Origin of the sequence: Streptomyces sp. NPDC051218 (assembly GCF_044455475.1) — a bacterium.
In the GTDB taxonomy this organism is placed as follows: domain Bacteria; phylum Actinomycetota; class Actinomycetes; order Streptomycetales; family Streptomycetaceae; genus Streptomyces.
This window is the reverse complement of sequence record NZ_JBITEU010000009.1, coordinates 148,204-174,796: the sequence shown is the minus strand read 5'-3', so window position 1 is coordinate 174,796 and position 26,593 is coordinate 148,204. Positions and strand designations below refer to the sequence as shown.

The following is a 26,593-nucleotide window of genomic DNA, read 5'->3' as shown; positions in this document are numbered from 1 at the left end:
CTCGCTTACGCCTCCTTGAACGGGAAGCCGAGGTGACGAAGGAGCGCACGGCCCTCAGCGTCGTTGGTCGCCGTGGTGACCACGGTGATGTCCATACCCCGGACGCGGTCGATCTTGTCCTGGTCGATCTCGTGGAACATGACCTGCTCCGTGAGACCGAAGGTGTAGTTGCCACGGCCGTCGAACTGCTTGGGGGACAGACCACGGAAGTCGCGGATGCGCGGCAGCGCGAGCGACAGGGTGCGGTCCAGGAACTCCCACATGCGGTCGCCACGAAGCGTGACGTGGCAGCCGATCGGCTGACCCTCGCGCAGCTTGAACTGCGCGATGGACTTCCGGGCCTTGGTGATGGCCGGCTTCTGACCCGTGATGGTGGTCAGGTCACGGACGGCACCGTCCATGAGCTTCGAGTCACGGGCGGCGTCGCCGACACCCATGTTGACCACGATCTTGACGAGGCCGGGGATCTGCATGACGTTCTCGTAGGAGAACTCTTCCTGCAGCTTGCCCGCGATCTCCTCGCGGTACTTCGCCTTCAGACGCGGGCTGGTGGTGGTCGTCATCAGATGTCCTCACCCGTCCGCTTGGCAACGCGGATCTTGTTGCCGTCATCGTCGAAGCGGAAACCGACACGCGTGACGACCTTGTTGCCGTCCTTCTCCACGACCAGCTGGACGTTGGAGACGTGGACAGGGGCCTCGGTGGTCACGATGCCGCCGGCCTGCGAACCGCTGGCGGTCGGGCCGGCCTTCGTGTGCTTCTTGACCCGGTTGACACCCTCGACCAGGACGCGCTCGTCGCGCGGGTAAGCGGCAATGACCTTGCCCTGCTTGCCCTTGTCCTTACCGGTGATGACCTGGACCAGGTCGCCCTTCTTGATCTTCATGCTTACAGCACCTCCGGCGCGAGCGAGATGATCTTCATGAACTTCTTCTCGCGCAGCTCACGGCCGACCGGGCCGAAGATACGGGTGCCGCGAGGGTCGCCGTCGTTCTTCAGAATGACGGCGGCGTTCTCGTCGAAGCGGATGTACGAGCCGTCGGGACGGCGGCGCTCCTTGACGGTGCGAACGATGACGGCCTTGACGACGTCACCCTTCTTCACGTTGCCACCGGGGATCGCGTCCTTGACGGTGGCGACGATGACGTCACCGATGCCCGCGTAGCGGCGACCCGAGCCACCGAGAACACGAATGGTGAGAATTTCCTTCGCACCCGTGTTGTCGGCGATCCGAAGTCGCGACTCCTGCTGGATCACGTCTATCTCCTGATTGTCTGCCGGTTCCCGGCGGGGGCGAATCCCTTACGGGAGCCGGCCCCCACCGAGCCTGGCGGAACTGATCCGAGGGGAAACCCCCTCGGAAATTACTTGGCCTTCTCGAGGATCTCGACGATGCGCCAGCGCTTGGTGGCGGACAGCGGACGCGTCTCCATCAGGAGGACGCGGTCGCCGACGCCGGCAGCGTTCTGCTCGTCGTGCGCCTTGAGCTTGTTCGTACGGCGGATGACCTTGCCGTACAGCGCGTGCTTCACGCGGTCCTCGACAGCGACGACGACGGTCTTGTCCATCTTGTCGCTGACGACCAGACCCTCACGGGTCTTGCGGAATCCGCGGTCAGTCTTGGTCTCAGTCACGTTGCTCTCGCTCATCAGGCGCTCTCCACCGTCTCGATGCCCAGCTCGCGCTCACGCATCAGGGTGTAGATCCGCGCGATGTCCTTACGGACGGCCTTGAGCCGACCGTGGTTCTCGAGCTGACCGGTCGCCGCCTGGAAGCGGAGGTTGAACAGCTCTTCCTTGGCTTCGCGGAGCTTGTTGAGAAGCTCCTCGTCACCCAGTTCGCGCAGCTCGGACGCCTTGGTACCGGCCGACATCACGACTCACCTGCCTCGCGCCGAACAATCCGGCACTTCATCGGAAGCTTGTGAGCAGCGCGGGTAAGCGCCTCACGCGCAGTCTTCTCATTCGGGTAGGACAGCTCGAACATCACCCGTCCGGGCTTGACGTTCGCGACCCACCACTCGGGGGAACCCTTACCGGAACCCATGCGGGTCTCGGCGGGCTTCTTCGTCAGCGGGCGGTCCGGGTAGATGTTGATCCAGACCTTGCCGCCACGCTTGATGTGGCGGGTCATCGCGATACGAGCCGCCTCGATCTGGCGGTTGGTCACGTACGCCGGAGTGAGGGCCTGAATCCCGTACTCGCCGAACGCAACCTGCGTACCACCCTTGGACATACCGCTGCGCTTCGGGTGGTGCTGCTTGCGGTGCTTGACCCTACGAGGGATCAGCATGTCGGTCAGGCCTCCGTTCCGGTGCTCTCAGCCGGAGCGGCAGCTGCGGCGGGAGCGTCGGCCTTGGGGGCCTCGGCAGCCGGCGCGGACTGCTGCTGCGGCTTGCGGCCGCGGCCGCCACGCTCGCCACCACGGCCACCACGGGCCGGGCGGTCGTTGCCGCCACCACGGGCCGGGCGGTTACCCGCACGGGCCGCGGCGTTCTCGGCGCGGACCTCGGCGATGTTCTTGACGTCGCCCTTGTAGATCCAGACCTTCACGCCGATACGGCCGAAGGTCGTCTTGGCCTCGAAGAAGCCGTAGTCGACGTTCGCACGGAGGGTGTGCAGGGGCACGCGGCCCTCGCGGTAGAACTCCGAGCGAGACATCTCGGCGCCGCCGAGACGGCCGCCACACTGGATCTTGATGCCCTTGGCGCCGGCCTTCATCGTCGACTGCATGCTCTTACGCATGGCGCGACGGAAGGAGACGCGGGAGGACAGCTGCTCTGCAACGGCCTGCGCGACCAGCTGAGCGTCGACCTCGGGGTTCTTGACCTCGAGGATGTTCAGCTGGACCTGCTTGCCCGTGAGCTTCTCGAGGTCACCGCGGATGCGGTCGGCCTCGGCGCCACGGCGGCCGATGACGATGCCGGGACGCGCGGTGTGGATGTCCACCCGCACGCGGTCACGGGTGCGCTCGATCTCAACCTTCGAGATGCCGGCGCGCTCCATGCCGGACGTCATCATCCGACGGATGGCGACGTCTTCCTTGACGTAGTCCTTGTACAGCTTGTCGGCGTACCAACGCGACTTGAAGTCGGTGGTAATGCCGAGCCGGAACCCGTGCGGGTTTACCTTCTGGCCCATTACCGGGTTCCTTCCTTGCTGCTGACGACCACGGTGATGTGGCTGGTCCGCTTACGGATCCGGTAGGCACGGCCCTGAGCACGCGGACGGAACCGCTTCAGGGTCGGGCCCTCATCCACGTACGCCTCGCTGATGACCAGCGAAGAGGCGTCACTGTGGTCGTAGTTGTGTGCAGCGTTGGCGATGGCGCTGTCAAGCACCTTGCCAACCGGCACGCTCGCGGCCTGCGGGGCGAAACGCAGGACCGCCTGAGCCTCCGTGGCATCCATGCCACGGATGAGGTCCACCACTCGGCGGGCCTTCATGGGCGTGACGCGGATGTACCGCGCCTGGGCCCTGGCTTCCATGGTTGTCCCTTCGGTGTAAGTCATAGTCGTTCCACCCCGCGCTAGCGGCGCTTCGACTTCCGGTCGTCCTTGACGTGGCCGCGGAAGGTGCGAGTCGGCGAGAACTCGCCGAGCTTGTGGCCGACCATCGCCTCGGTGACGAACACCGGGATGTGGGTCTTGCCGTTGTGCACCGCGATCGTGTGGCCCAGCATGGCCGGGACGATCATCGAGCGACGGGACCAGGTCTTGATGACGTTCTTGGAACCTGCTTCGTTCTGGACATCCACCTTCTTGATGAGGTGTCCGTCGACGAAGGGTCCCTTCTTGAGACTGCGCGGCATCTAAACCCGCTCCTAGCGCTTCTTGTTCGTCTTGCGGCGGCGGACGATGTACTTGTTGCTCGCCTTCTTCGGCGAACGAGTACGACCCTCCTTCTGACCCCACGGCGAGACCGGGTGGCGACCACCGGAAGTCTTGCCTTCACCACCACCGTGCGGGTGGTCGACCGGGTTCATCGCCACACCGCGAACGGTCGGGCGAACGCCCAGCCAGCGCTTACGGCCGGCCTTGCCCCAGTTGATGTTCGACTGCTCGGCGTTGCCGACCTCGCCAATCGTGGCGCGGCAGCGGACGTCGACCAGACGGATCTCACCGGACGGCATACGAAGGTGGGCCATGGAGCCCTCCTTCGCCAGCAGCTGCACGGAGGCACCCGCGGAGCGGGCGAACTTCGCGCCGCCGCCGGGCCGCAGCTCGATGGCGTGGATGGTCGTACCGACCGGGATGTTGCGGAGGGCCAGGTTGTTGCCCGGCTTGATGTCCGCGCCCGGTCCGTTCTCGACCCGGTCACCCTGCGACAGGTTGCGGGGGGCCAGGATGTAGCGCTTCTCGCCGTCCGCGTAGTGCAGGAGCGCGATGCGCGCGGTGCGGTTCGGGTCGTACTCGATGTGCGCGACCTTCGCCGGCACGCCGTCCTTGTCGTGACGACGGAAGTCGATCACTCGGTAGGCGCGCTTGTGTCCGCCACCCTGGTGGCGAACGGTCACACGACCGGCGTTGTTACGGCCGCCCTTGCTGTGCAGCGGGCGGACCAGCGACTTCTCCGGCGTGGACCGCGTTACCTCGACGAAGTCGGCGACGCTGGAGCCACGACGGCCCGGCGTAGTCGGCTTGTACTTGCGGATTCCCATTTCTCAGTCCTCGTCCGATATTCGGACCAGGGCGCTCCGTTAGGAGGCCTGGCCGAAGATGTCGATACGGTCGCCCTCAGCAAGGGTCACGATCGCGCGCTTGGTGTCAGCGCGCTTACCGAACCCCGTGCGGGTGCGCTTGCGCTTGCCCTGGCGGTTGATCGTGTTGACCCCAGTGACCTTGACCGAGAAGACCGCCTCGACGGCCTGCTTGATCTGGGTCTTGTTGGCGCCGGGCGCGACGACGAAGGTGTACTTGCCCTCGTCGAGAAGCGCGTAGCTCTTCTCAGAGACGACCGGCTTGACGAGGACGTCACGGGGGTCCGTGAAGCTCTTGCTCAGCGGCGTCTCAACGGTGTTCTTGCCCTCGGTGGCGTGGCGCTTCGCCTTGGCGACGCGCGCGGCCTTGGCAGCCTTGGCCGCCTTGGGGGCGATGCTCGGGTGACGCGTAGCCATCAGGCTTCGCTCCCTTCGGTCTCATCGGCCTTGGGGCCAGACACGAAGGACTCGAAGGCGGCCTTGGTGAAGACCACGTCGTCCGAGACGAGCACGTCGTACGTGTTCAGCTGGCCCGGCTCCAGGATGTGCACCTGGGGCAGGTTGCGGGCGGAGAGCAGCGAAGTCTCGTCCGCACGGTCGATGACCAGGAGCACGTTCTTGCGCTCGCTGACCTTGCCGAGCAGCGTCTTCGCGGCCTTCGTGGAGATGTCGCCCTCGACCACGTTGGTGACAACGTGGATACGAGCGTTGCGGGCCCGGTCGGTGAGGGCGTGGCGCAGGGCCGCGGCCTTCATCTTCTTCGGGGTCCGCTGCGAGTAGTCACGCGGCTGCGGGCCGTGGACGACGCCACCGCCGGCGAACTGCGGCGCACGGGTCGAACCCTGGCGCGCGCGGCCGGTGCCCTTCTGGCGGTACGGCTTCTTGCCACCACCGCGGACTTCACCGCGGCGCTTGGTCTTGTGCGTGCCCTGACGGGCAGCGGCCAGCTGGGCGACAACGACCTGGTGGAGAAGCGGGATGCTGATCTTCTCTACGTCGAAGATCTCCGAGGGGAGGTCTACGGTCCCGGCCTTGTCGCCTGCCGGCGAAAGGATGTCAATGGTGCTCATCGGTTCCTCAAGCCCCCTTGGCCGCGGTACGGACCAGGACGAGGCCGCCGTTCGGACCGGGAACTGCGCCCTTGATCAGGAGCAGGCCCTTCTCCGCGTCAACGGCGTGAACGGTCAGGTTCTGGGTGGTGACCCGCTCGTTGCCCATACGGCCCGCCATGCGGAGGCCCTTGAACACACGGCCCGGGGTGGCACAGCCACCGATGGAACCGGGAGAGCGGTGCTTGCGCTGGGTGCCGTGACCGGCGCCGAGTCCCTTGAAGTTGTGACGCTTCATGACACCGGCGAAGCCCTTGCCCTTGCTCTTGCCCGTGACGTCAACCTTGACGCCGGACTCGAACACCTCGGCAGTCACCTCCTGGCCAAGCGTGTACTCGCTGGCGTCGGGGGTGCGGATCTCCACCAGGTGGCGGCGGGGGGTCACGTCGGCCTTGGCGAAGTGACCCTTGAGGGGCTTGTTCACCTTGCGAGGGTCGATCTCGCCGAAGGCGATCTGGACCGACTCGTAGCCGTCGGAGTCATTCGTACGGACCTGGGTAACGACACAGGGCCCGGCCTTGACGACGGTGACCGGGACGACACGGTTGTTCTCGTCCCAGACCTGGGTCATGCCGAGCTTCTCGCCCAGGACGCCCTTGATCTGCTTAGTCATCTGTCCGCGCCTCTCAGAGCTTGATCTCGATGTCGACGCCGGCCGGAAGGTCCAGGCGCATCAACGAGTCAACGGTCTTGGGCGTCGGGTCGAGGATGTCGATCAGGCGCTTGTGCGTGCGCATCTCGAAGTGCTCGCGCGAGTCCTTGTACTTGTGCGGCGACTTGATGACGCAGTACACGTTCTTCTCAGTGGGCAGCGGCACCGGGCCTGCGACCGACGCACCAGTGCGAGTCACCGTCTCGACGATCTTCTTCGCCGAAGAGTCGATGACCTCGTGGTCGTAGGCCTTGAGCCGGATGCGGATCTTCTGTCCCGCCATGGCTACTTGGTAGTCCTTTGTCTCGAAGGCTCTGGCTCCCGGGAGGCCCTTTTTTCTACTTCCTCCGACCCACGCGGTCGGGCGTGTCGCAGTCCCGCTCACGGAGATTTCCCGAAGGATTTCCCTGCTAGGGGCTGCGGCCCAGATGACCGCGGGTCCGGGGGAAGAAACCCACCGGGCGCCTGGCCGAGCTTCCGCACTGCACTTCCCAGAAGATTCCCGTACGTCCGCTCCAGCGCTGCCTTACGGCAGATGGGGCGACGAGTACTGTGGGACTCGCTTCCGGTCCCCCCGGCGGGAGGCGCGCAGCATCGGCACTCAACCGAGCAACCTGAACAGTGTGCCACACGTGGGACGATGAAGGCCAATCGGGCCAAGCTGTCAAGCTGGCACGGCCGACATCGCGTACGCAAAGAGCCCCGCCCACCCGAAGGTGGACGGGGCTTTTCGCTGCGCTCAGTTCAGAGCGACCGGGTCTCCCCGATCAACGCGTAAGCGGAAATGCTTACTTGTTGATCTTGGTGACCTGGCCGGCGCCGACGGTCCGGCCACCCTCACGGATGGCGAACTTCAGGCCCTCTTCCATCGCGACGGGCTGGATGAGCTCAACGGTCATCTCAGTGTTGTCGCCCGGCATGACCATCTCGGTGCCCTCGGGGAGGGTCACGACGCCGGTCACGTCCGTGGTGCGGAAGTAGAACTGCGGGCGGTAGTTGTTGAAGAAGGGGGTGTGACGGCCACCCTCGTCCTTCGACAGGATGTAGGCCTGGGCCTCGAACTCGGTGTGCGGCGTGACCGAACCGGGCTTGATGATGACCTGGCCGCGCTCGACGTCCTCGCGCTTGATGCCACGGAGGAGCAGACCGACGTTCTCACCGGCCTGGCCCTCGTCGAGCAGCTTGCGGAACATCTCGATGCCGGTGACCGTGGTGGTGGTCTTCTCGGTCTTGATGCCGATGATGTCGACGGTCTCGTTGACCTTGAGGATGCCGCGCTCGATACGACCGGTGACGACGGTGCCACGACCGGTGATCGTGAAGACGTCCTCGATCGGCATCAGGAACGGCTTGTCGACGTCACGCTCGGGCTCCGGGATGGACTCGTCGACAGCCTTCATCAGGTTGAGGACGGACTCACCCCACTCCTTGTCGCCCTCGAGCGCCTTGAGCGCCGAGACCTTGACGACCGGCAGGTCGTCGCCCGGGAACTCGTACTCGGAGAGGAGCTCACGGACCTCGAGCTCGACGAGCTCCAGGATCTCCTCGTCGTCCACCATGTCGGCCTTGTTCAGGGCGACGACGATGTACGGAACGCCGACCTGGCGGGCCAGGAGCACGTGCTCCTTGGTCTGCGGCATCGGGCCGTCGGTGGCGGCGACCACGAGGATGGCGCCGTCCATCTGCGCGGCACCCGTGATCATGTTCTTGATGTAGTCCGCGTGACCCGGGCAGTCGACGTGCGCGTAGTGACGCGTCTCCGTCTGGTACTCGACGTGCGCGATCGAGATCGTGATACCGCGCTGGCGCTCCTCGGGAGCCTTGTCGATCTGGTCGAAGGCCGAGGCCTCGTTCAGCTCGGGGTAAGCGTCGTGCAGCACCTTGGTAATGGCGGCCGTGAGGGTCGTCTTACCGTGGTCAATGTGACCGATGGTGCCGATGTTGACGTGCGGCTTAGTCCGCTCGAACTTTGCCTTCGCCACTGAATCCTCCTGCGGAGTGGTTCTGTACGCCTTGCTTCATCGGCGCCAGGTGATCTTTGCTGGGATACCCGGGGCCCGGGGCACCCGGCCCGAAGAGGGTCGGAATGCCCCGGAGACTCCGGAGTCAAGCCTAAAGCGTCAACTCGGGTGAGTTACTCGCCCTTGGCCTTCGCGATGATCTCCTCGGCGACGTTCCGCGGAACCTCGGCGTAGGAGTCGAACTGCATTGAGTAGCTTGCGCGACCCGACGTCTTGCTGCGGAGGTCTCCGACGTAGCCGAACATCTCCGAGAGGGGCACGAGGCCCTTCACGACGCGAGCGCCGCTGCGCTCCTCCATGGCCTGGATCTGGCCACGACGGGAGTTGATGTCACCGATGACATCGCCCATGTAGTCCTCGGGCGTGGTGACCTCAACGGCCATCATCGGCTCGAGCAGCACGGGCTTGGCCTTACGCGCGGCCTCCTTGAAGGCCTGCGAACCGGCGATCTTGAAGGCGAGCTCGGAGGAGTCGACCTCGTGGTAGGCGCCGTCGAGAAGCGTGATGCGAACACCAGTCATCTCGTAGCCCGCCAGGATGCCGAACTGCATGGCCTCCTGCGCACCGGCGTCCACCGACGGGATGTACTCCCGCGGGATACGGCCACCGGTGACCTTGTTCACGAACTCGTACGAAGCGTCGCCGCTGTCGATGGGCTCGATCGCGATCTGCACCTTGGCGAACTGACCGGTACCACCGGTCTGCTTCTTGTGGGTGTAGTCCACGCGCTCGACGGCCTGACGGATCGTCTCGCGGTACGCGACCTGGGGCTTGCCGACGTTCGCCTCGACGCGGAACTCGCGCTTCATGCGGTCGACGAGCACCTCGAGGTGAAGCTCGCCCATACCACCGATGATGGTCTGGCCGGTCTCCTCGTCCGAGTGGACCTGGAAGGAGGGGTCCTCCTCCGAGAGACGCTGGATGGCTACACCCAGCTTCTCCTGGTCACCCTTGGACTTGGGCTCGATGGCGACCTGGATGACCGGCGCCGGGAAGTCCATGGACTCCAGGATGACCGGCTTCTTGTCGTCGCACAGCGTCTCACCGGTGGTGGTCTGCTTCAGGCCCATGACGGCGACGATGTCGCCGGCGCCCACCGAGTCGATCTCCTCACGCTTGTTCGCGTGCATGCGGTAGATCTTGCCGATGCGCTCCTTCTTGCCCTTGACGGAGTTCAGCACCGCGGTGCCGGCCTCCAGGCGACCGGAGTAGATCCGGACGAAGGTGAGCTTGCCGAGGTGCGGGTCGCTCGCGATCTTGAACGCGAGAGCCGAAAGGGGCTCCTCGTCCGAAGGCTTGCGCTTGACGACCGTCTCGGGGTCCTTGACGTCGTGGCCCTCGATGGCCTCGACGTCCAGGGGGGAAGGCAGGTAACGCACGACCGCGTCGAGCAGGGGCTGGACGCCCTTGTTCTTGAACGCGGTGCCGCAGAACACGGGGGTGACGGTGGTGTCGCCGCCCTTGCCGGAGGCGATGGTGACGCGGCGAATGGCCTCGTACAGCTGCTCCTCGGTGGGCTCCTGGCCCTCGAGGTACAGCTCCATCATCTGCTCGTCGTTCTCGGCGACGGCCTCGAGCAGCTTGCCGCGGTACTCATCGGCAGCCTCGACGTGCGTGTCGGGGATGTCGACGATGTCGTAGGCCTCGCCCATCTTGGTCTCGGCGGACCAGACGAAGGCCTTCATGGTGACGAGGTCGACGACGCCCTTGAAGTCAGCCTCTGCACCGATGGGCAGCTGCATGACGATCGGGGTCGCACCGAGGCGGTCGACGATCATGTCGACGCAGCGGTGGAACTCGGCACCCGTGCGGTCGAGCTTGTTGACGAAGCAGATGCGGGGGACGCCGTAGCGGTCCGCCTGACGCCACACGGTCTCGGACTGGGGCTCAACACCGGCGACGCCGTCGAACACCGTCACGGCACCGTCGAGCACGCGGAGCGAACGCTCCACCTCGACGGTGAAGTCGACGTGGCCCGGGGTGTCGATGATGTTGATGGTGTGGTCGACGTCGTTCATCGGCCAGTGACAGGTGGTGGCAGCAGAGGTGATCGTGATGCCACGCTCCTGCTCCTGCTCCATCCAGTCCATGGTCGCGGCGCCGTCGTGGACCTCACCGATCTTGTACGACACACCGGTGTAGAACAGGATCCGCTCGGTGGTCGTCGTCTTGCCCGCGTCGATGTGGGCCATGATGCCGATGTTGCGCACCTTGGCCAGGTCAAGTGAAGTGGTAGCCATATCGGCTCAGTCTTCTCTCGGTCTCGATGTGGGTAGCGACTACCAGCGGTAGTGCGCGAAGGCCTTGTTGGACTCGGCCATCTTGTGGGTGTCCTCGCGCTTCTTCACAGCGGCACCAAGGCCGTTGGAGGCGTCGAGAAGCTCGTTGAGGAGACGCTCGGTCATCGTCTTCTCGCGACGGGCGCGGGAGTAACCGACCAGCCAGCGCAGGGCCAGCGTGTTGGCACGACCGGGCTTGACCTCGATCGGAACCTGGTAGGTCGCACCGCCGACGCGGCGGGACTTGACCTCGAGGGTCGGCTTGATGTTCTCGAGCGCGCGCTTGAGCGTGATGACCGGGTCGTTGCCGGTCTTCTCGCGCAGGCCCTCCATGGCGCCGTACACGATGCGCTCGGCGGTGGAGCGCTTGCCGTTCAGCAGCACCTTGTTGATGAGGGAGGTCACCAGAGGAGAACCGTAGACCGGGTCGATGATGACCGGGCGCTTCGGGGCGGGGCCCTTACGAGGCATTCTTACTTCTCCTTCTTGGCGCCGTAGCGGCTGCGGGCCTGCTTGCGGTTCTTGACGCCCTGGGTGTCAAGGGAGCCGCGGATGATCTTGTAACGAACACCCGGCAGGTCCTTCACACGGCCACCACGCACGAGCACGATGGAGTGCTCCTGCAGGTTGTGTCCCTCACCCGGAATGTAAGCGGTGACTTCGATCCCGCTGGTCAGACGCACACGCGCGACCTTACGCAGGGCCGAGTTCGGCTTCTTCGGGGTGGTCGTGAACACACGCGTGCAGACGCCGCGGCGCTGGGGCGATCCCTCGAGCGCGGGCGTCTTGTTCTTCTCGACCTTGTCCTGCCGGCCCTTCCGGACCAGCTGCTGGATCGTAGGCACTACTTCTCCGGTTTCTGTGTGCCGAATGGTAAAGCTAACCTGGAACGTCGCCGACCCACGCGGTCGGGTGTGTCGAATCCTGCAGACTCCCGCCGCAAGGCGGAAACGGGCGCAGATTACGGTGGCCGTTCACGGACCCGCGCAGCGGCTGAAGACACGCGCACGAGCCCAGGCACACCCCAGGCACAAGGTCTGAGCGTACCTACCTCATCGGGTTCGGTCAAAACAAATGCGGTGGGGGGCGACACGCCGGGCTTTTCGGCTCCGGTGTGACCGGTCTCGGCCAGGGGGGCCGATTGTCGCCCGTTCCCCGCGGGGCCACCTCAAGTACGTTGACTGGTTGCGAGAACGGCGGCATCGGCGCACGTGAACACGGGGGCAGCGGCATGACCGTGGGGCAGACGCACGCGCGGGACGACGACGGCCTGGACGACCGGGTGCCCTTCCTCGCGCGCCTGGAGAGAGACGACCGCACCGCGCTGCTCGCCATCGGCCGCCCCCTGCGCTATCCCGCACGCGGCATCATCATGCGCCAGGACGAGCCGTCCACCCACATCCTGCTGCTCCTGCAGGGCTGGACCAAGGTCACGGCGACCGCGGTCAATGGCTACGAGGCGCTCCTCGCCCTGCGGGGCCCCGGCGACATCATCGGCGAGGGTGCCGCGCTCAGCGGACGCGGCCGCTCGGCCACGGTGACGGCCCTGGAACAGGTCGAAGCGACCGCCATCGAGCAGGGGCGCTTCACGCGATTCCTCACCGGCAGCCCCCAGGTGGCGCTCAAGCTCCTCGGCCTGGCCACCGACCGACAGCGCTCCACCGACCGCCGCCGCCTCGAATGGGCGGCGCTGGCGGTGCGCGAGCGCCTTGCCGTGCTGCTCCTCGACCTCGTACGCACCCACGGAATCCGCACCGATCAGGGCATCGAACTCACCGTCCCGCTCAGCCAGCAGGAGTTCGCCGGCTCGGTCGGGGCCTCGCGGGAGGCGGTGGCCCGGCTCCTAAAGGAGTTACGCGACCGCCAAGTCGTCGTCACGAGCCGCCGCCGTGTCATCGTCGTCCGGCCGGACGTCCTGCGCCGCATAGCCGGAGTCGGCGGCAGCGGCAGCCAGTGATCCAGCGGTAACGACATGTCGCTCTGTGCACACGGTCACACTTCGTACGTGTCATCATCCCTCCGCCCTCTCGCCCTGCCGCGCCATCGTGCTGTTCGACAGCCCGAACCGGCGAGAGGCAGACATGACCGACCACCTGCACCGCACGATCCTGCTCTTCGACATCGAGCAGTTCGGCACCAGAGACGATGTCGAGCAGGCCTTCCTCCGGCGCATGCTCTACGACGTCGCCGACGACACCCTCACCGCGGCCGATGTCAGCGAAACGGCTCGGCTCCGCGCCGACCGAGGTGACTCCGTCGTCGAACTCATCGACGCGAATGTTCCGGTGTCCAGGCTGCTGAAGGTGCTGCTCACCGAGACCCCGATGCTGCTGCACGCCAAAAACCGGCTGATGGCGGGCAGCACCCGGATGCGGCTGCGCGTCGTACTGGCGGCCGGATACGTCGGCGTGGACGAGAAGGGCTGGATCGGCGGGGACCTGAACCATGCCTTCCGCCTTTTGGACGCCGAGCCACTGCGCGAGGCCCTGCGGACCGGCGCCGACAGCAGCGTCCTTTGTGTCTCCGACGCCGTCTACCAGGGCGTCGTACGCCACGGCCATCACGGCGTTCGCCCCGAGGAGTTCCACCAGGTCGCCGTACCGACCAAGGAAGGGCCGACCAGCGCCTGGCTTCGCCGGGTGGCGGCGCCCGAGCAGGGCGGCGACCGGGGGGCCTCCCGGCCGTCCGCCGCCTCCCACACCGCCCCCTCCCCCACCGGCACCCAGATCATGGGCTCGCAGTACGGAGTCACCGGCGGCCAGGTCGACGGCAACCTCAACTTCGACCTGCGGGGCTCGGAGCGGGGTGACCGGAAGTGAGCCAGGAAGAGGCCAAGCCGGAGAGGGCGCCGAAGGGCGAGCGGCCGGAGAAGGGTGAGAAGCCGGAGCCGGACACCGCCAAGACGGACGAAAGCCCGTCCGAAGGCGGCTCCGGCAAGGAGCACGATCAGGAACCGGAGGAACGGCAGCCGGCTTGGGCCGCCCGTCGCGACCTGATCGACCACGCACCGGACTTCATCGGCAGTCTGGTCTCACGTGACCAGCTCGGCGTCACCGGAGGCCACGTCGCGGGCGACGTCAACTTCCATCTCGGCACCCAGAGCTTTGGTGCTCGATCCCGCTCGGTGTCCGGCCAGGTCCGTCCCGAGGACATCGAACAGGTGGCGGCCTTCTTCCAGAGCTGCCCGAGCTTCGATGCGGCCCTTGAGCGACTCCGGGACGACCATGTCGTCGTCCTCAGGGGAAGCCGGGGCACCGGTCGCCGGTCCGCGGCGCTCATGCTGCTGCATCGGCTCGGTGCCCGACCCATACAGTCTTTCGACCCGGGCACCGCTCCGACAGCGCTGCCGGATGCCCTTGAGGACTCTCCCGGTTTCCTCCTGCACGACCTGTCGACCAGCCGCAGCCGTCCGCTCCTGGAACCCCATGTCCTTGGCATGCGGGAGAAGTTGCAGCGGCACGGCGGCCGGTTCGTGATTACTGTCGACACGTCGGCGTTCCTTGGCGAGGTCCCTTGCGTCCTGTGGGAACCGCCACCGGTCGCGGACGTGCTCCGTGCCCATGTCAGGGCCCTGGTCGGCAGCGAGGCATGGGAGCGTCTGCGGCTGCTCGCGTCCGTCGAGGACTTCCTCCGCCGTACTCACCAGCCGGGCGAGACCAAGACGTTCGCGGAGCAACTCGCCGCCCACCACCGAGGCGAACTCGACGAGGGGAAACTGGCCGACTTCGCGCGGTCGGCCCTGGCCGACCGGGTCTCCGGATGGCTCACGTCACCGGAGAAGGAACGCGGTGACGAGCTGCGTGACAAGGCGTTCCTCATCGCCCTCGCCGTCTTCGACAAGGCCCCGTACGCGATCGCCGCGGAGCTCGGCGACAGCCTCTTCGTCGAACTCCAAAGGACGGCGAATCCCGACGAGCCACCCGTGATCCCGATCTTCGGCAGCTCCACGGCATCGCGCCTCGAACTCGCCCACGCCGTCGGCAGTACGCAGGACGAGGTCACCGAATGGGGCCCGGTCTCCCAGTACAGGGCCGAGTTCCAGGACACGCGGACACCGAGCGTGCTCCTGCACGAGGTCTGGACGGTGCATCCCTCCGCACGCCCCGCTCTCGTCCGCTGGATCCAGCAGCTCGCGAAGGACGGCCGCCCGCTGGTCCGCACCCGGGCCGCCGCGGCCACTGCGCTGCTCGCCGAGGCCGATCTGCCCTCCGCCATGGCGCACTTGGTCGAGCCCTGGGCCGGCGGCAGGTCCTACAACGGCTGGCTGACCGCCGCCAACACGCTCAGTCTGGCCAGCCTGCTCGAGGTGCGGGGCGTGTCCCGCATCCTGCATTCCTGGTGCATCGGAGAACATCCCAGCCGCCGATGGACCGCGATCCGCGTCTACGGACTTCTCGGCCCGATGCAGCCGGTGGAGGCGCTGGACGCGCTGCTCGACACCGTGCGCCTGGAGAACGACGAGGAGGAGGAGGTGAACCAACTCGCCGAAGCCACGCAGCTGTTGTTGCTCGCGGCCCATGAGCCGGTGCTCCCGCGACTCGCCTCGCTGGCCCAGGGCAACCAAACGCCGCACGGCGACGCCCTGTACGACCACGCACTGCGTGCCTTTGGTCTCGCCTGCGAAGAGTCCGAGGAGGGCACGGACCGCCCTCTCGTCCTGAAATGGTTCGCCGATGCCCGTTCCTCCCCCGACAGCAACGAGGACGACCTCGTCGCCGGCCTCTGGCGTGCCGGGCTGCGCAATCGTGCCCACACCGACAGCGCCCGGGGGACCTTGCAGGAATGGGTCCGTGTGGCGGAGCGCGACACCTACACCGAGCAGGCCTTGACGCCGCTGCTGGCCGCGCTCGCCGACACCGAGACGGACCGGCAGCGGATCGATCACCTCCTGCGCACGGCGCACGACGCCGGTGGCAGGCCCCTGCACGTGACGCATCGCCTGCGCGCGGCTGTCGCGGCGCAGTCATGAGCCGGAGAGGAACCCGCCGTGGCAACGGACAAGGATCATCCTGAAACCCAGACCCCCCAATCGCCCCGAGAGGGACCGCGCTCACCCGAGGCGGCCGGGAACGACGACATACACGCCCTGCCGAGCCGACCCACGCAGCTGATCGACCCCGTCCTCGCGGTGCGCGAACTGTCACGCTACGAATTCACGGGCCGCCGCTATCTGGGGCGTGCCGACTGCGCTCTCGTGATCGCCGGCCCCGGCGATCACTACGAGACGTTTCTGCCTCCGCGGCGCCCGACGAGCCTCCGCGGCAAGACCGCCGCGTACGAGGTCGATCTCGGCGTTCACCCCCTGCACCTGCGCACCCGTCTACCCAGTGACGTCGACAGCTTCGAGTTCGACACCACCTTCGATCTCACCTGGCAGGTGACCGACCCGGAACGCTTCGTCATCAGCCAGGAACGCGACATCCCCGCCCTGCTGTACCGCATGCTGCACCGCCTGCTGCGCCCCGTCACCCGCAAGTTCCCCATTTCCTCGAGTGCGCGCGCCGAGGAATCCGTACAGCAGGTCCTCGACGCCTCCGGCGACCACGCGGCGCGGCAAGGCCTGCGGCTCGGCGGGACAGCCCAGCTGCGTCGCGATCCCTGCGAGCGCGCGGCGCAGTACGACGTCGCCGCCGTGCTGTCCGAACACGAGGTGGAACTGCTGCGGCTGGAACAGGAGCAAGATCTCAAGGCGCGGAAGATCGCGTTCTACCGCCACCACCTCGCCAAGGGTGGACTCGACGCGCTCCTCCTCCACCTGGCCGAGCACACACAGGACACCGGCTTGATCGTGGAGAATCTCCGCGCCGACGAGGCGAGGATGATCGAGAGCCAGCTCGGGCTCATCGACCGGGTTCTGCCCGAGGAAACCCTGGAGAAGTACCAGTTGGAGGAGCCTCAGCAGCTGGTGCTCGCGCTGTTCAGGTCCATGTTCACGCAGGCGGTGAGCGCTTCCACCGACGCACAGCCCGAAGACCCACTGCGCAAGCCACCCGATCCGTCCGCCCAGCACTTCGAGGGCCGGGCCGAGCCCGTATGACAGCCGAGGAATCGCAGTCCGGCGCCAGGCTGCTCACCGAGGTCCGGGCCGAGATCAGTCGCGCCGACAGCAAGGCGGCCGTAGTGGTCGGCGCCATCGCTATGGCAGTAGGGCTGCTCGGCGGCCTCGTCATGAGCCGAGGCTGGGACCCGTCCCGGCTCGCCCTGCCATGGGCCGTCGTCTGGTGGAGCGGAGTCTGCTCACTCGCGGCCTCCCTGCTCTCGATGCTCCTCGCCGTCGTGCCCCGCTACCGCAAGAGCGACTGGGAGCCCGGGATGCCACTCGGCTACTTCGGCGACATCCGACGTGCCGCCGACTCCGGCGCCCTGGCACAGGCGCTGACGGAAGCCGACCGCGATCCAACACCTCTGTTTGTGAACGCACTTGCGGCGACCAGCCGGATCGCCGCGCACAAGCACCTGTGCGTACGCGCCGGGCTCCTGGCCCTCACAGCGGCGACCCTGCTGCTCCCCGCGGCCCTGCTGCTCGGCTGAGGAAGCCTGTACCGAAGGAAGGAACACCATGTCCCAGCGTCACGAACCGGAGTACCCCGCACACGATGCGGCGGTGTCACCTCGCTACCCCGAATCAACCTCCACACCAGCACCGCGCTCGCCCCACGCCTTGCCGAAGCCATCAGCGGGCACGGAACCAGAGGCGCCATGCATATCCCATTTTCCAGGGGCGGGGGAACCTTCCCCCGCAGATAGCCCGGCCCCAGAGGTGGTCCGCGACGCCGGCCGGGTCCACATAGCGGCCCGCCGCAGGGGCGCCGACACCCTCGCTGTCGGGTCGCTGGCGCTCCACCTGCCGCACGCCGTGGCCAGCCTGCTTGTCGTGGCCTTTCTGGCGTACCTGCTGGAGAGCGCGACCGGCATTCCCCTCTGGGGGACACTCGCCGGGTGGCTGCTCAGCGGTGCGCTGATCTTCCATCGCCCGACGGAGGCGTTCCTGGCACACCATGTCTTCGGCCACCGACCGCCGTCCCTCATCGAGGCCGATCAACTGGAATCGGCCTGGCTCGACGTCACGGCCCGCTTCGGAGCGGACCCGGCCACGTACCAGCTCTGGATCGCCGAGAGCGAAGAACTCAACGCAGAGGCAGCAGCGGGGCACATCGTGACCGTCACATCGGCGGCTCTACGCCTCCCGCCGGGCCAGCTCGCGGCCGTGCTCGCCCATGAGCTCAGCCACCATGTCGCGGGACATTCCTGGTCGGCACTCCTGAGCAACTGGTATGCCCTGCCGGGAAGCCTTCTCTGGCGCATGCTGCGGGCCCTGCACCGGCTCACCCTTCCCCATCGGCACCAGCAGGCCAAGGAGGCAAACCGCCGACTCATTCTGCTGGCGAGCGTGGCCGGACTGGTGCTGCTCTATCTCTTCCCCTGGCTGCTTCTGCTGGCGCTCACTCCATGGCTGCTCGCCGCCGTGAGCAGGCGTGCCGAGCTGCGCGCCGACCGGTCCGCGGCTCTGCGCGGCTTCGGCCCTCAGCTGGTCGCGGTCCTGCAGCGCTTCATCACCGATGAGGAGGCCTCGAAGCCGCCCAACCCGGTCCACCACCACGACCGTCTGTTCCCGGCGCCGTCCCTGCTCTCGTCGAAGCCAGATCACCACACCCGTCTGCAGCGGCTCCAGCGGCAGCTCCAACAGCCCGGGCACTGAAAGAACGCCGAAGGGCGGCCACCCCGTACGAAACGGGATGACCGCCCATCAACTCAAGCGACTAGCTAGCTTGCGAGCTAGAAAGCAACGCCTACTGGTTGTAAGGCCCGTAGTCGTAGTCCTCCAGCGGCACAGCCTGACCCGAACCCGTCCCGAAGGGCGAGTAGTCGATGTCGTCGTAGCCGACGGCCGAGTACATCGCGGCCTTGGCCTCTTCGGTCGGCTCGACCCGGATGTTGCGGTAGCGGGAGAGACCCGTACCGGCCGGGATGAGCTTACCGATGATGACGTTCTCCTTGAGGCCGATCAGGGAGTCGGACTTGGCGTTGATCGCCGCGTCCGTCAGGACCCTGGTCGTCTCCTGGAAGGAGGCCGCGGACAGCCACGACTCCGTCGCCAGCGAGGCCTTGGTGATACCCATCAGCTGCGGACGGCCGGAGGCCGGGTGGCCGCCTTCCGTGACCACACGACGGTTCTCGGTCTCGAACTTCGAGCGCTCGACGAGCTCGCCCGGCAGCAGCTCCGCGTCGCCGGACTCGATGATCGTCACGCGGCGCAGCATCTGCCGGATGATGATCTCGATGTGCTTGTCGTGGATCGACACGCCCTGGCTGTTGTAGACCTTCTGGACTTCGCCGACCAGGTGGACCTGGACCGCGCGCTGACCGAGGATCCGCAGCACGTCGTGCGGGTTGGTGGCACCGAAGGTGAGCTTCTGGCCCACCTCGACGTGGTCACCCTCACGCACGAGGACCTTGGCGCGCTTCGAGATCGGGAAGGGAGTCTCGTCGCTGCCGTCGTCCGGCGTGACGACGATCTTCTTGGTCTTCTCGGTCTCCTCGATACGGATGCGGCCTGCCGCCTCCGAGATCGGGGCGACACCCTTGGGCGTACGAGCCTCGAAGAGCTCGACGACACGGGGCAGACCCTGGGTGATGTCGTCACCGGCCACACCACCGGTGTGGAACGTACGCATCGTCAGCTGCGTGCCGGGCTCACCGATGGACTGGGCGGCGATGATGCCGACCGCCTCACCGATGTCGACCAGCTTGCCGGTGGCGAGCGAACGGCCGTAGCAGAAGGCACAGGTGCCGACCGCGGACTCACAGGTCAGGACCGAACGGGTCTTGACCTCCTCGACGCCGTTGGCGACCAGGGCGTCGATGAGGACGTCACCGAGGTCGACGTTGGCCGGCGCGATGACCTTGCCGTCGATGACGACGTCCTCGGCCAGCATGCGGGCGTACACCGAGGTCTCGACGTTCTCCGTCTTGCGGAGCACACCGTCCTCGCCCTTGACCGCGATCTTGAGCTTCAGACCGCGCTCGGTGCCACAGTCCTCCTCGCGAATGATGACGTCCTGCGAGACGTCGACCAGACGACGGGTGAGGTAACCGGAGTCGGCGGTACGGAGAGCCGTGTCCGCAAGACCCTTACGAGCACCGTGCGTGGAGATGAAGTACTCGAGGACCGAGAGGCCCTCACGGAACGATGCCTTAATCGGGCGCGGGATCGTCTCGTTCTTCGCGTTCGACACCAGACCACGCATACCGGCGATCTGACGCATCTGCATCATGTTTCCTCGGGCACCCGAGTCAACCATCATGAAGATGGGGTTCGTCTTGGGGAAGTTCGCGTTCATCGCCTCGGCAACCTCGTTGGTCGCCTTGGTCCAGATCGCGATGAGCTCCTGCGTGCGCTCGTCCTTGGTGATCAGACCGCGCTCGTACTGCTTCTGGACCTTCTCGTCCTGCGCCTCGTAGCCCGCGACGATCGCCTTCTTGGCCTCGGGGACCACGACGTCGGAGATGGCCACGGTGACACCGGAACGGGTCGCCCAGAAGAAGCCCGCCGCCTTCAGGTTGTCGAGCGTCGCCGCCACGATGACCTTGGGGTAGCGCTCGGCCAGGTCGTTGACGATCTCGGAGAGCTGCTTCTTGCCCACCGAGTAGTCGACGAACGGGTAGTCCTCGGGCAGCAGCTCGTTGAAGAGCGCGCGGCCCAGGGTCGTACGCAGCCGGAAGCTGTCGCCCTGCTGGTACTCCTGCTCGCCCTCTTCGACGGCCGGCGGGGTCCAGCCGCGCGGCGGGATGGTGCCCACCGGGAAGCGGATGTCGACCTTCGCCTGGAGCGAGAGCTCCTTGGCGTCGAACGCCATGGTCGCCTCGGCGGAGGAACCGAACGAGCGGCCCTCACCGATGACCTTGCGCTCTTCCTCGTCCGTCGTGAGGAAGAAGAGACCGAGAACCATGTCCTGGGTCGGCATGGTGACGGGACGGCCGTCAGCCGGCTTCAGGATGTTGTTCGAGGACAGCATCAGGATGCGGGCCTCGGCCTGCGCCTCCGCGGAGAGCGGCAGGTGGACGGCCATCTGGTCACCGTCGAAGTCCGCGTTGAACGCGGTGCAGACGAGCGGGTGGATCTGAATGGCCTTGCCCTCGACCAGCTGCGGCTCGAAGGCCTGGATGCCGAGGCGGTGCAGCGTCGGCGCACGGTTCAGGAGAACCGGGTGCTCGGCGATGACCTCTTCCAGGACGTCGTACACGACCGTGCGGCCGCGCTCGACCATGCGCTTGGCGCTCTTGATGTTCTGCGCGTGGTTGAGGTCAACCAGACGCTTCATCACGAACGGCTTGAAGAGCTCCAGCGCCATGGCCTTGGGCAGACCACACTGGTGCAGCTTCAGCTGCGGGCCGACGACGATCACGGAACGCGCGGAGTAGTCCACACGCTTACCGAGAAGGTTCTGACGGAAACGACCCTGCTTGCCCTTGAGCATGTCGCTCAGGGACTTCAGCGGGCGGTTACCGGGACCGGTGACCGGGCGACCACGACGACCGTTGTCGAAGAGGGCGTCCACGGCCTCCTGGAGCATGCGCTTCTCGTTGTTCACGATGATCTCGGGAGCACCGAGGTCGAGAAGCCGCTTCAGGCGGTTGTTGCGGTTGATGACACGGCGGTACAGGTCGTTCAGGTCGGAGGTCGCGAAGCGGCCACCGTCCAGCTGCACCATCGGACGCAGGTCCGGCGGGATGACCGGCACGCAGTCGAGCACCATGCCCTTGGGGCTGTTGCTGGTCTGCAGGAACGCGGAGACGACCTTGAGGCGCTTGAGCGCACGGGTCTTCTTCTGGCCCTTGCCGGTACGGATGATCTCGCGAAGCCGCTCGGCTTCCTCATCCAGGTCGAACGACTCAAGGCGCTTCTGCAGTGCAGCGGCACCCATCGAACCGTCGAAGTACGTGCCGAAGCGGTCACGCAGCTCGCGGTAGAGCAGCTCGTCACCCTCCAGGTCCTGGACCTTGAGGTTCTTGAAGCGGTTCCAGACCTCGTCGAGACGGTCGATCTCGCGCTGCGCACGGTCACGCAGCTGCTTCATCTCGCGCTCGGCACCTTCGCGCACCTTGCGGCGTACGTCGGCCTTGGCGCCCTCGGCCTCGAGCTCGGCCAGGTCGGTCTCGAGCTTCTTGGCGCGGGCCTCCAGGTCGGAGTCGCGACGGTTCTCGACCTGCTGACGCTCCACGGAGACGTGCGCCTCCAGGGAGGGCAGGTCACGCGTGCGGCGCTCCTCGTCCACGAACGTGATCATGTACGCCGCGAAGTAGATGACCTTTTCGAGGTCCTTCGGGGCGAGATCAAGCAGGTAGCCGAGGCGCGACGGGACGCCCTTGAAGTACCAGATGTGCGTGACAGGGGCGGCCAGCTCAATGTGGCCCATCCGCTCACGACGCACCTTGGCGCGAGTGACCTCGACGCCGCAGCGCTCGCAGATGATGCCCTTGAAGCGGACACGCTTGTACTTACCGCAGTAGCACTCCCAGTCCCGGGTCGGACCGAAGATCTTCTCGCAGAAGAGTCCGTCCTTTTCGGGCTTGAGCGTGCGGTAGTTGATGGTCTCCGGCTTCTTGACCTCGCCGTGGGACCACTGTCGGATGTCGTCCGCGGTGGCAAGGCCGATCCGCAGCTCGTCGAAGAAGTTGACGTCGAGCACTTTGTCGTCAATCCCTCTTTCGGGGTCGAGTCTCAATCATGGTCTGAACGGGTCCGGGGAGAGCCGGCCGGACACGAGGTCCGGCCGGCCAACCCGTCAGACCTCTTCGACGCTGCTCGGCTCGCGCCGGGACAGGTCGATACCGAGCTCCTCCGCCGCGCGGAAGACGTCCTCGTCGGTGTCGCGCATCTCGATGGACATGCCGTCCGAGGACAGCACCTCCACGTTGAGGCAGAGCGACTGCATTTCCTTGATGAGCACCTTGAAGGACTCGGGAATGCCGGGCTCGGGGATGTTCTCGCCCTTGACGATGGCCTCGTAGACCTTCACGCGGCCGGTCACGTCGTCGGACTTGATCGTCAGCAGCTCCTGGAGGGCGTAAGCGGCGCCATAAGCCTCGAGCGCCCACACCTCCATCTCACCGAAGCGCTGACCACCGAACTGAGCCTTACCACCCAGCGGCTGCTGGGTGATCATGGAGTACGGACCGGTCGAGCGAGCGTGGAGCTTGTCGTCGACCAGGTGGTGCAGCTTGAGGATGTACATGTACCCGATCGAGATCGGGTCCGGGAACGGCTCGCCGGAGCGACCGTCGAACAGCCGCGCCTTGCCGGACGGCAGGACCATGCGGTCGCCGTCGCGGTTCGGGACGGTGTGCTCGAGGAGGCCGGTCAGCTCGTCCTCGCGGGCGCCGTCGAAGACCGGGGTCGCGACGTTCGTCCGCGGGGCGACCTGGTCGGCGCCGATGCGCTGCAGGCTCTGCGCCCACTCCTCGCTGAGACCGGAGACGTCCCAGCCCTGGCTGGCGAGCCAGCCGAGGTGGATCTCCAGGACCTGACCCGGGTTCATTCGGGACGGGACACCCAGCGGGTTGAGGATGATGTCGACGGGCGTGCCGTCCTCGAGGAAGGGCATGTCCTCGATCGGAAGGATCTTGGAGATGACGCCCTTGTTGCCGTGACGACCGGCGAGCTTGTCACCGTCCGTGATCTTGCGCTTCTGCGCCACGTAGACACGAACCAGCTGGTTCACGCCCGGCGGCAGCTCGTCGCCCTCTTCACGGTCGAAGACGCGTACGCCGATGACCTTGCCGATCTCACCGTGCGGCACCTTCAGCGAGGTGTCGCGCACCTCGCGCGCCTTCTCACCGAAGATCGCGCGGAGCAGGCGCTCCTCCGGCGTCAGCTCGGTCTCACCCTTGGGCGTGACCTTGCCGACGAGGATGTCGCCGGCGACGACCTCGGCACCGATACGGATGATGCCGCGCTCGTCGAGGTCAGCGAGGACCTCTTCGGAGACGTTCGGGATGTCCCGGGTGATCTCCTCCGGGCCCAGCTTGGTGTCACGGGCGTCGACCTCGTGCTCCTCGATGTGAATCGAGGAGAGGACGTCGTCCTGTACGAGGCGCTGCGACAGGATGATCGCGTCCTCGTAGTTGTGACCTTCCCAAGGCATGAACGCCACGAGCAGGTTCTTGCCGAGGGCCATCTCGCCCTCTTCGGTCGCGGGACCGTCGGCCAGAACCTGGCCCTCGATCACGCGGGCGCCCTCGTCGACGACAACCTTCTGGTTGACCGAGGTGCCCTGGTTCGACCGGGAGAACTTGGCGATGCGGTACGTGGTGTACGTGCCGTCGTCGTTCGTGACGGTGACGTAGTCCGCGGAGACCTCCTGGACCACACCGGCCTTCTCGGCCTTGATCACGTCACCGGCGTCGACCGCACAGCGGTACTCCATGCCGGTGCCGACGAGGGGAGCCTCGGCGGTGATCAGCGGCACGGCCTGACGCATCATGTTCGCGCCCATGAGGGCACGGTTGGCGTCGTCGTGCTCCAGGAACGGGATCATCGCGGTCGCGACCGACACCATCTGGCGCGGCGAGACGTCCATGTAGTCGACGTCGTCGCCGGGGATGTAGTCGATCTCGCCGCCACGACGGCGGACGAGGACGCGCGACTCGGTGAAGCGCATGTCCTCACCCAGCACGGCGTTGGCCTGGGCGATCACGAAGCGGTCTTCTTCATCGGCCGTGAGGTAGTCGACGTCGTCGGTGACGACGCCCTCGACGACCTTGCGGTACGGCGTCTCGACGAAGCCGAACGCGTTGACGCGGCCGTACGAGGCGAGCGAACCGATCAGACCGATGTTCGGGCCTTCGGGAGTCTCAATCGGGCACATGCGGCCGTAGTGAGACGGGTGCACGTCACGGACCTCGAAGCCGGCCCGCTCACGGGAGAGACCACCCGGGCCAAGCGCCGACAGACGGCGCTTGTGGGTGAGACCCGACAGCGGGTTGTTCTGGTCCATGAACTGCGACAGCTGCGACGTGCCGAAGAATTCCTTGATCGACGCCACGACCGGGCGAATGTTGATCAGGGTCTGCGGCGTGATCGCCTCGACGTCCTGGGTCGTCATGCGCTCACGCACGACGCGCTCCATACGAGCCAGACCCGTGCGGACCTGGTTCTGGATGAGCTCGCCGACGTTACGCAGACGACGGTTGCCGAAGTGGTCGATGTCGTCGGTCTCGACGACGATCGACGTACCGCTGTCACCAACGGTCTCGACCTCACCGGCGTGCAGCTTCACCAGGTACTTGATCGAGGCGATGATGTCCTCGACCGTGAGGATGCCCGCGTCGAGCGGAGCGTCCGCACCCAGCTTCTTGTTGACCTTGTAGCGGCCGACCTTCGCGAGGTCGTAGCGCTTGGGGTTGAAGTAGAGGTTCTCAAGCAGCGTCTGAGCAGCCTCACGCGTCGGCGGCTCGCCCGGACGAAGCTTGCGGTAGATGTCGAGCAGCGCGTCGTCCTGGCCCTGGGTGTGGTCCTTCTCCAGGGTGGCGCGCATGGACTCGTACTCGCCGAACTCCTCGAGGATCTGCTCGGTCGTCCAACCGAGAGCCTTGAGAAGAACGGTGACCGACTGCTTGCGCTTGCGGTCGATGCGCACACCGACCATGTCGCGCTTGTCGATCTCCATCTCCAGCCAGGCACCCCGGGACGGGATGATCTTGGCGGAGAAGATGTCCTTGTCGGACGTCTTGTCGATCGAGGAATCGAAGTAGACACCCGGCGAACGGACCAGCTGCGACACGACGACACGCTCGGTGCCGTTGATGACGAAGGTGCCCTTGTTCGTCATGAGCGGGAAATCGCCCATGAAGACCGTCTGGGACTTGATCTCGCCGGTCTCGTTGTTGGTGAACTCGGCGGTGACGAAGAGCGGGGCGGCGAACGTGAAGTCGCGCTCCTTGCACTCGTCGATGGAGTTCTTCGGGGGCTCAAAACGGTGGTCGCGGAACGTCAAGGACATCGACCCGGAGAAGTCCTCGATCGGAGAGATCTCCTCGAAGATCTCTTCCAGACCGGACTTGGTGGGGACGTCCTGTCCACTGTCGAGAGCCGCCTCGACACGACCCTTCCAGGCTTCATTCCCGAGCAGCCAGTCAAAGCTCTCGGTCTGCAGCGCAAGAAGGTTCGGAACCTCGAGGGGCTCCCTGATCTTTGCAAAGGAGATGCGCAGCGGGGCGGTGCTTGCGCCGTTGTTCGTATTCGCGGTCGAGGCAGTGCGCGAGGCGGCCAAGAGGGGGTCCTTCCGAGGGCTCGGACTCACTACGCGCGTACCGGTCCCAGGTTGGACGCAGGGCCGGAAAATCCCAGGTCAGGGAAAGTCCAGTCCACTGTGCTCAAGCATGGGCATGCCCCTGGTGACGGGCAGGAGGCAGCTAACAGGCAGCGCAAAGGGTCAGTGTAGCCACTAGGCCCACTGATGTCCAGTGCGGGTTTTTGAAGACCCTCGTTGTTCTCAACCCCTGCTGCAAGCCACGCCCTCGATGCACATCGATACTGCCCTCTTCGCCGTCGATCCATGCCTCGGATGCGGATCGTTGTGACGACGCGTCCTGAGAATTGCGCGCTGCGTGCGGTTCGTCAAGGCCCCCCTGCCCCGACTTGGCTCTCAGTTCGTCACCGTCACGGCCGTTCCGAGGCACGACGAAGATCACCATACTCGTCGGGGCGGGCTTCGCAAGGCAGCCGTAGGGGTGCGCCGGAGAACGCCGAAGGGCGACCACCCAGATGGGTGATCGCCCTTGGCGCGCGCTGCCTGAGCAGCGCTGAAAAGACCTGCCACCTACACGCCCTCA

The 26,593-nt window shown here is 66.2% G+C and carries 26 protein-coding genes; 6 read left to right on the top strand and 20 right to left on the bottom strand.

Annotated elements, in window-relative coordinates:
* Window positions 1-5: 5 nt before the first annotated feature.
* The 18 genes from rplE to rpsL all read right to left on the bottom strand — a co-directional run bounded on the left by rplE (window position 6) and on the right by rpsL (window position 11,604).
* Entirely contained in the window at window positions 6-563 is a 558-nt protein-coding gene (gene rplE, locus ACIBCK_RS26575) for a 50S ribosomal protein L5 (protein WP_399394196.1), read from the bottom strand.
* Window positions 563-886, bottom strand: coding sequence for a 50S ribosomal protein L24 (rplX, locus tag ACIBCK_RS26570; protein ID WP_160506664.1), 324 nt, complete (start codon window positions 884-886; stop codon window positions 563-565). Before rplX ends, rplE begins: the two co-directional genes overlap by 1 nt.
* 2 nt (window positions 887-888) lie before the next feature.
* Window positions 889-1,257 (bottom strand): 50S ribosomal protein L14, encoded by a 369-nt coding sequence (rplN, locus tag ACIBCK_RS26565; protein WP_073768975.1) that lies wholly within the window; start codon window positions 1,255-1,257, stop codon window positions 889-891.
* A 107-nt stretch (window positions 1,258-1,364) separates the two neighbouring features.
* Window positions 1,365-1,649, bottom strand: coding sequence for a 30S ribosomal protein S17 (gene rpsQ / locus ACIBCK_RS26560; protein ID WP_055564830.1), 285 nt, complete (start codon window positions 1,647-1,649; stop codon window positions 1,365-1,367).
* Window positions 1,649-1,873: a 50S ribosomal protein L29 gene (gene rpmC / locus ACIBCK_RS26555; protein WP_005481220.1), complete on the bottom strand. Its 225-nt coding sequence runs from the start codon at window positions 1,871-1,873 to the stop codon at window positions 1,649-1,651. The genes rpsQ and rpmC overlap by 1 nt, the downstream gene beginning before the upstream one ends.
* Window positions 1,873-2,292, bottom strand: a complete 420-nt coding sequence (rplP, locus tag ACIBCK_RS26550; protein ID WP_135332557.1) for a 50S ribosomal protein L16 — start codon at window positions 2,290-2,292, stop codon at window positions 1,873-1,875. The genes rpmC and rplP overlap by 1 nt, the downstream gene beginning before the upstream one ends.
* 5 nt (window positions 2,293-2,297) lie before the next feature.
* Complete coding sequence (rpsC, locus tag ACIBCK_RS26545; protein ID WP_160506663.1) at window positions 2,298-3,140, bottom strand: 30S ribosomal protein S3; 843 nt, start codon at window positions 3,138-3,140, stop codon at window positions 2,298-2,300.
* On the bottom strand, window positions 3,140-3,487 hold the full coding sequence (rplV, locus tag ACIBCK_RS26540) for a 50S ribosomal protein L22 (protein ID WP_016645177.1): 348 nt from the start codon (window positions 3,485-3,487) through the stop codon (window positions 3,140-3,142). The genes rpsC and rplV overlap by 1 nt, the downstream gene beginning before the upstream one ends.
* A 41-nt stretch (window positions 3,488-3,528) precedes the next feature.
* Entirely contained in the window at window positions 3,529-3,810 is a 282-nt protein-coding gene (gene rpsS, locus ACIBCK_RS26535) for a 30S ribosomal protein S19 (protein ID WP_160506662.1), read from the bottom strand.
* A gap of 12 nt (window positions 3,811-3,822) precedes the next feature.
* Window positions 3,823-4,659, bottom strand: a complete 837-nt coding sequence (rplB, locus tag ACIBCK_RS26530; RefSeq protein ID WP_160506661.1) for a 50S ribosomal protein L2 — start codon at window positions 4,657-4,659, stop codon at window positions 3,823-3,825.
* A gap of 39 nt (window positions 4,660-4,698) precedes the next feature.
* Complete coding sequence (gene rplW, locus ACIBCK_RS26525) at window positions 4,699-5,115, bottom strand: 50S ribosomal protein L23 (RefSeq protein WP_160506660.1); 417 nt, start codon at window positions 5,113-5,115, stop codon at window positions 4,699-4,701.
* The gene (gene rplD, locus ACIBCK_RS26520; protein ID WP_399394191.1) at window positions 5,115-5,768 is read right to left on the bottom strand and encodes a 50S ribosomal protein L4; all 654 of its coding nucleotides are present in this window, start codon (window positions 5,766-5,768) and stop codon (window positions 5,115-5,117) included. Before rplD ends, rplW begins: the two co-directional genes overlap by 1 nt.
* A gap of 7 nt (window positions 5,769-5,775) precedes the next feature.
* Window positions 5,776-6,420 carry a 50S ribosomal protein L3 gene (gene rplC / locus ACIBCK_RS26515; RefSeq protein WP_361182338.1) on the bottom strand — a complete coding sequence of 215 codons (645 nt, stop codon included), beginning with the start codon at window positions 6,418-6,420 and terminating at the stop codon, window positions 5,776-5,778.
* Window positions 6,421-6,433: 13 nt separating this feature from the next.
* Window positions 6,434-6,742, bottom strand: a complete 309-nt coding sequence (gene rpsJ / locus ACIBCK_RS26510) for a 30S ribosomal protein S10 (RefSeq protein WP_003948644.1) — start codon at window positions 6,740-6,742, stop codon at window positions 6,434-6,436.
* Between the two features lie 505 nt (window positions 6,743-7,247).
* Entirely contained in the window at window positions 7,248-8,441 is a 1,194-nt protein-coding gene (gene tuf / locus ACIBCK_RS26505) for an elongation factor Tu (RefSeq protein WP_160506655.1), read from the bottom strand.
* Between the two features lie 152 nt (window positions 8,442-8,593).
* Window positions 8,594-10,720 carry an elongation factor G gene (gene fusA, locus ACIBCK_RS26500; RefSeq protein ID WP_399394189.1) on the bottom strand — a complete coding sequence of 709 codons (2,127 nt, stop codon included), beginning with the start codon at window positions 10,718-10,720 and terminating at the stop codon, window positions 8,594-8,596.
* Between the two features lie 39 nt (window positions 10,721-10,759).
* Window positions 10,760-11,230: a 30S ribosomal protein S7 gene (gene rpsG / locus ACIBCK_RS26495; protein WP_003974303.1), complete on the bottom strand. Its 471-nt coding sequence runs from the start codon at window positions 11,228-11,230 to the stop codon at window positions 10,760-10,762.
* A 2-nt stretch (window positions 11,231-11,232) separates the two neighbouring features.
* Window positions 11,233-11,604 carry a 30S ribosomal protein S12 gene (gene rpsL, locus ACIBCK_RS26490; protein ID WP_003948652.1) on the bottom strand — a complete coding sequence of 124 codons (372 nt, stop codon included), beginning with the start codon at window positions 11,602-11,604 and terminating at the stop codon, window positions 11,233-11,235.
* A 386-nt stretch (window positions 11,605-11,990) separates the two neighbouring features.
* Here rpsL and ACIBCK_RS26485 point away from each other — a divergent pair, with 386 nt between their 5' ends.
* The 6 genes from ACIBCK_RS26485 to ACIBCK_RS26460 all read left to right on the top strand — a co-directional run bounded on the left by ACIBCK_RS26485 (window position 11,991) and on the right by ACIBCK_RS26460 (window position 18,458).
* Window positions 11,991-12,716 carry a Crp/Fnr family transcriptional regulator gene (locus ACIBCK_RS26485; protein ID WP_399394187.1) on the top strand — a complete coding sequence of 242 codons (726 nt, stop codon included), beginning with the start codon at window positions 11,991-11,993 and terminating at the stop codon, window positions 12,714-12,716.
* Window positions 12,717-12,840: 124 nt separating this feature from the next.
* Entirely contained in the window at window positions 12,841-13,578 is a 738-nt protein-coding gene (locus tag ACIBCK_RS26480; protein ID WP_399394185.1) for a hypothetical protein, read from the top strand.
* Entirely contained in the window at window positions 13,575-15,728 is a 2,154-nt protein-coding gene (locus ACIBCK_RS26475; RefSeq protein WP_399394183.1) for a hypothetical protein, read from the top strand. Before ACIBCK_RS26480 ends, ACIBCK_RS26475 begins: the two co-directional genes overlap by 4 nt.
* A gap of 18 nt (window positions 15,729-15,746) precedes the next feature.
* Complete coding sequence (locus ACIBCK_RS26470; RefSeq protein WP_399394182.1) at window positions 15,747-16,796, top strand: hypothetical protein; 1,050 nt, start codon at window positions 15,747-15,749, stop codon at window positions 16,794-16,796.
* Window positions 16,793-17,290: a Pycsar system effector family protein gene (locus tag ACIBCK_RS26465; RefSeq protein ID WP_399394180.1), complete on the top strand. Its 498-nt coding sequence runs from the start codon at window positions 16,793-16,795 to the stop codon at window positions 17,288-17,290. The genes ACIBCK_RS26470 and ACIBCK_RS26465 overlap by 4 nt, the downstream gene beginning before the upstream one ends.
* A 229-nt stretch (window positions 17,291-17,519) precedes the next feature.
* On the top strand, window positions 17,520-18,458 hold the full coding sequence (locus ACIBCK_RS26460) for a M48 family metalloprotease (protein WP_399394178.1): 939 nt from the start codon (window positions 17,520-17,522) through the stop codon (window positions 18,456-18,458).
* A 91-nt stretch (window positions 18,459-18,549) separates the two neighbouring features.
* Here ACIBCK_RS26460 and ACIBCK_RS26455 read toward each other — a convergent pair whose 3' ends face one another.
* Window positions 18,550-22,449 (bottom strand): DNA-directed RNA polymerase subunit beta', encoded by a 3,900-nt coding sequence (locus ACIBCK_RS26455; protein ID WP_361837202.1) that lies wholly within the window; start codon window positions 22,447-22,449, stop codon window positions 18,550-18,552.
* Window positions 22,450-22,545: 96 nt separating this feature from the next.
* Window positions 22,546-26,031: a DNA-directed RNA polymerase subunit beta gene (gene rpoB, locus ACIBCK_RS26450; protein ID WP_399394175.1), complete on the bottom strand. Its 3,486-nt coding sequence runs from the start codon at window positions 26,029-26,031 to the stop codon at window positions 22,546-22,548.
* Window positions 26,032-26,593: the final 562 nt, after the last annotated feature.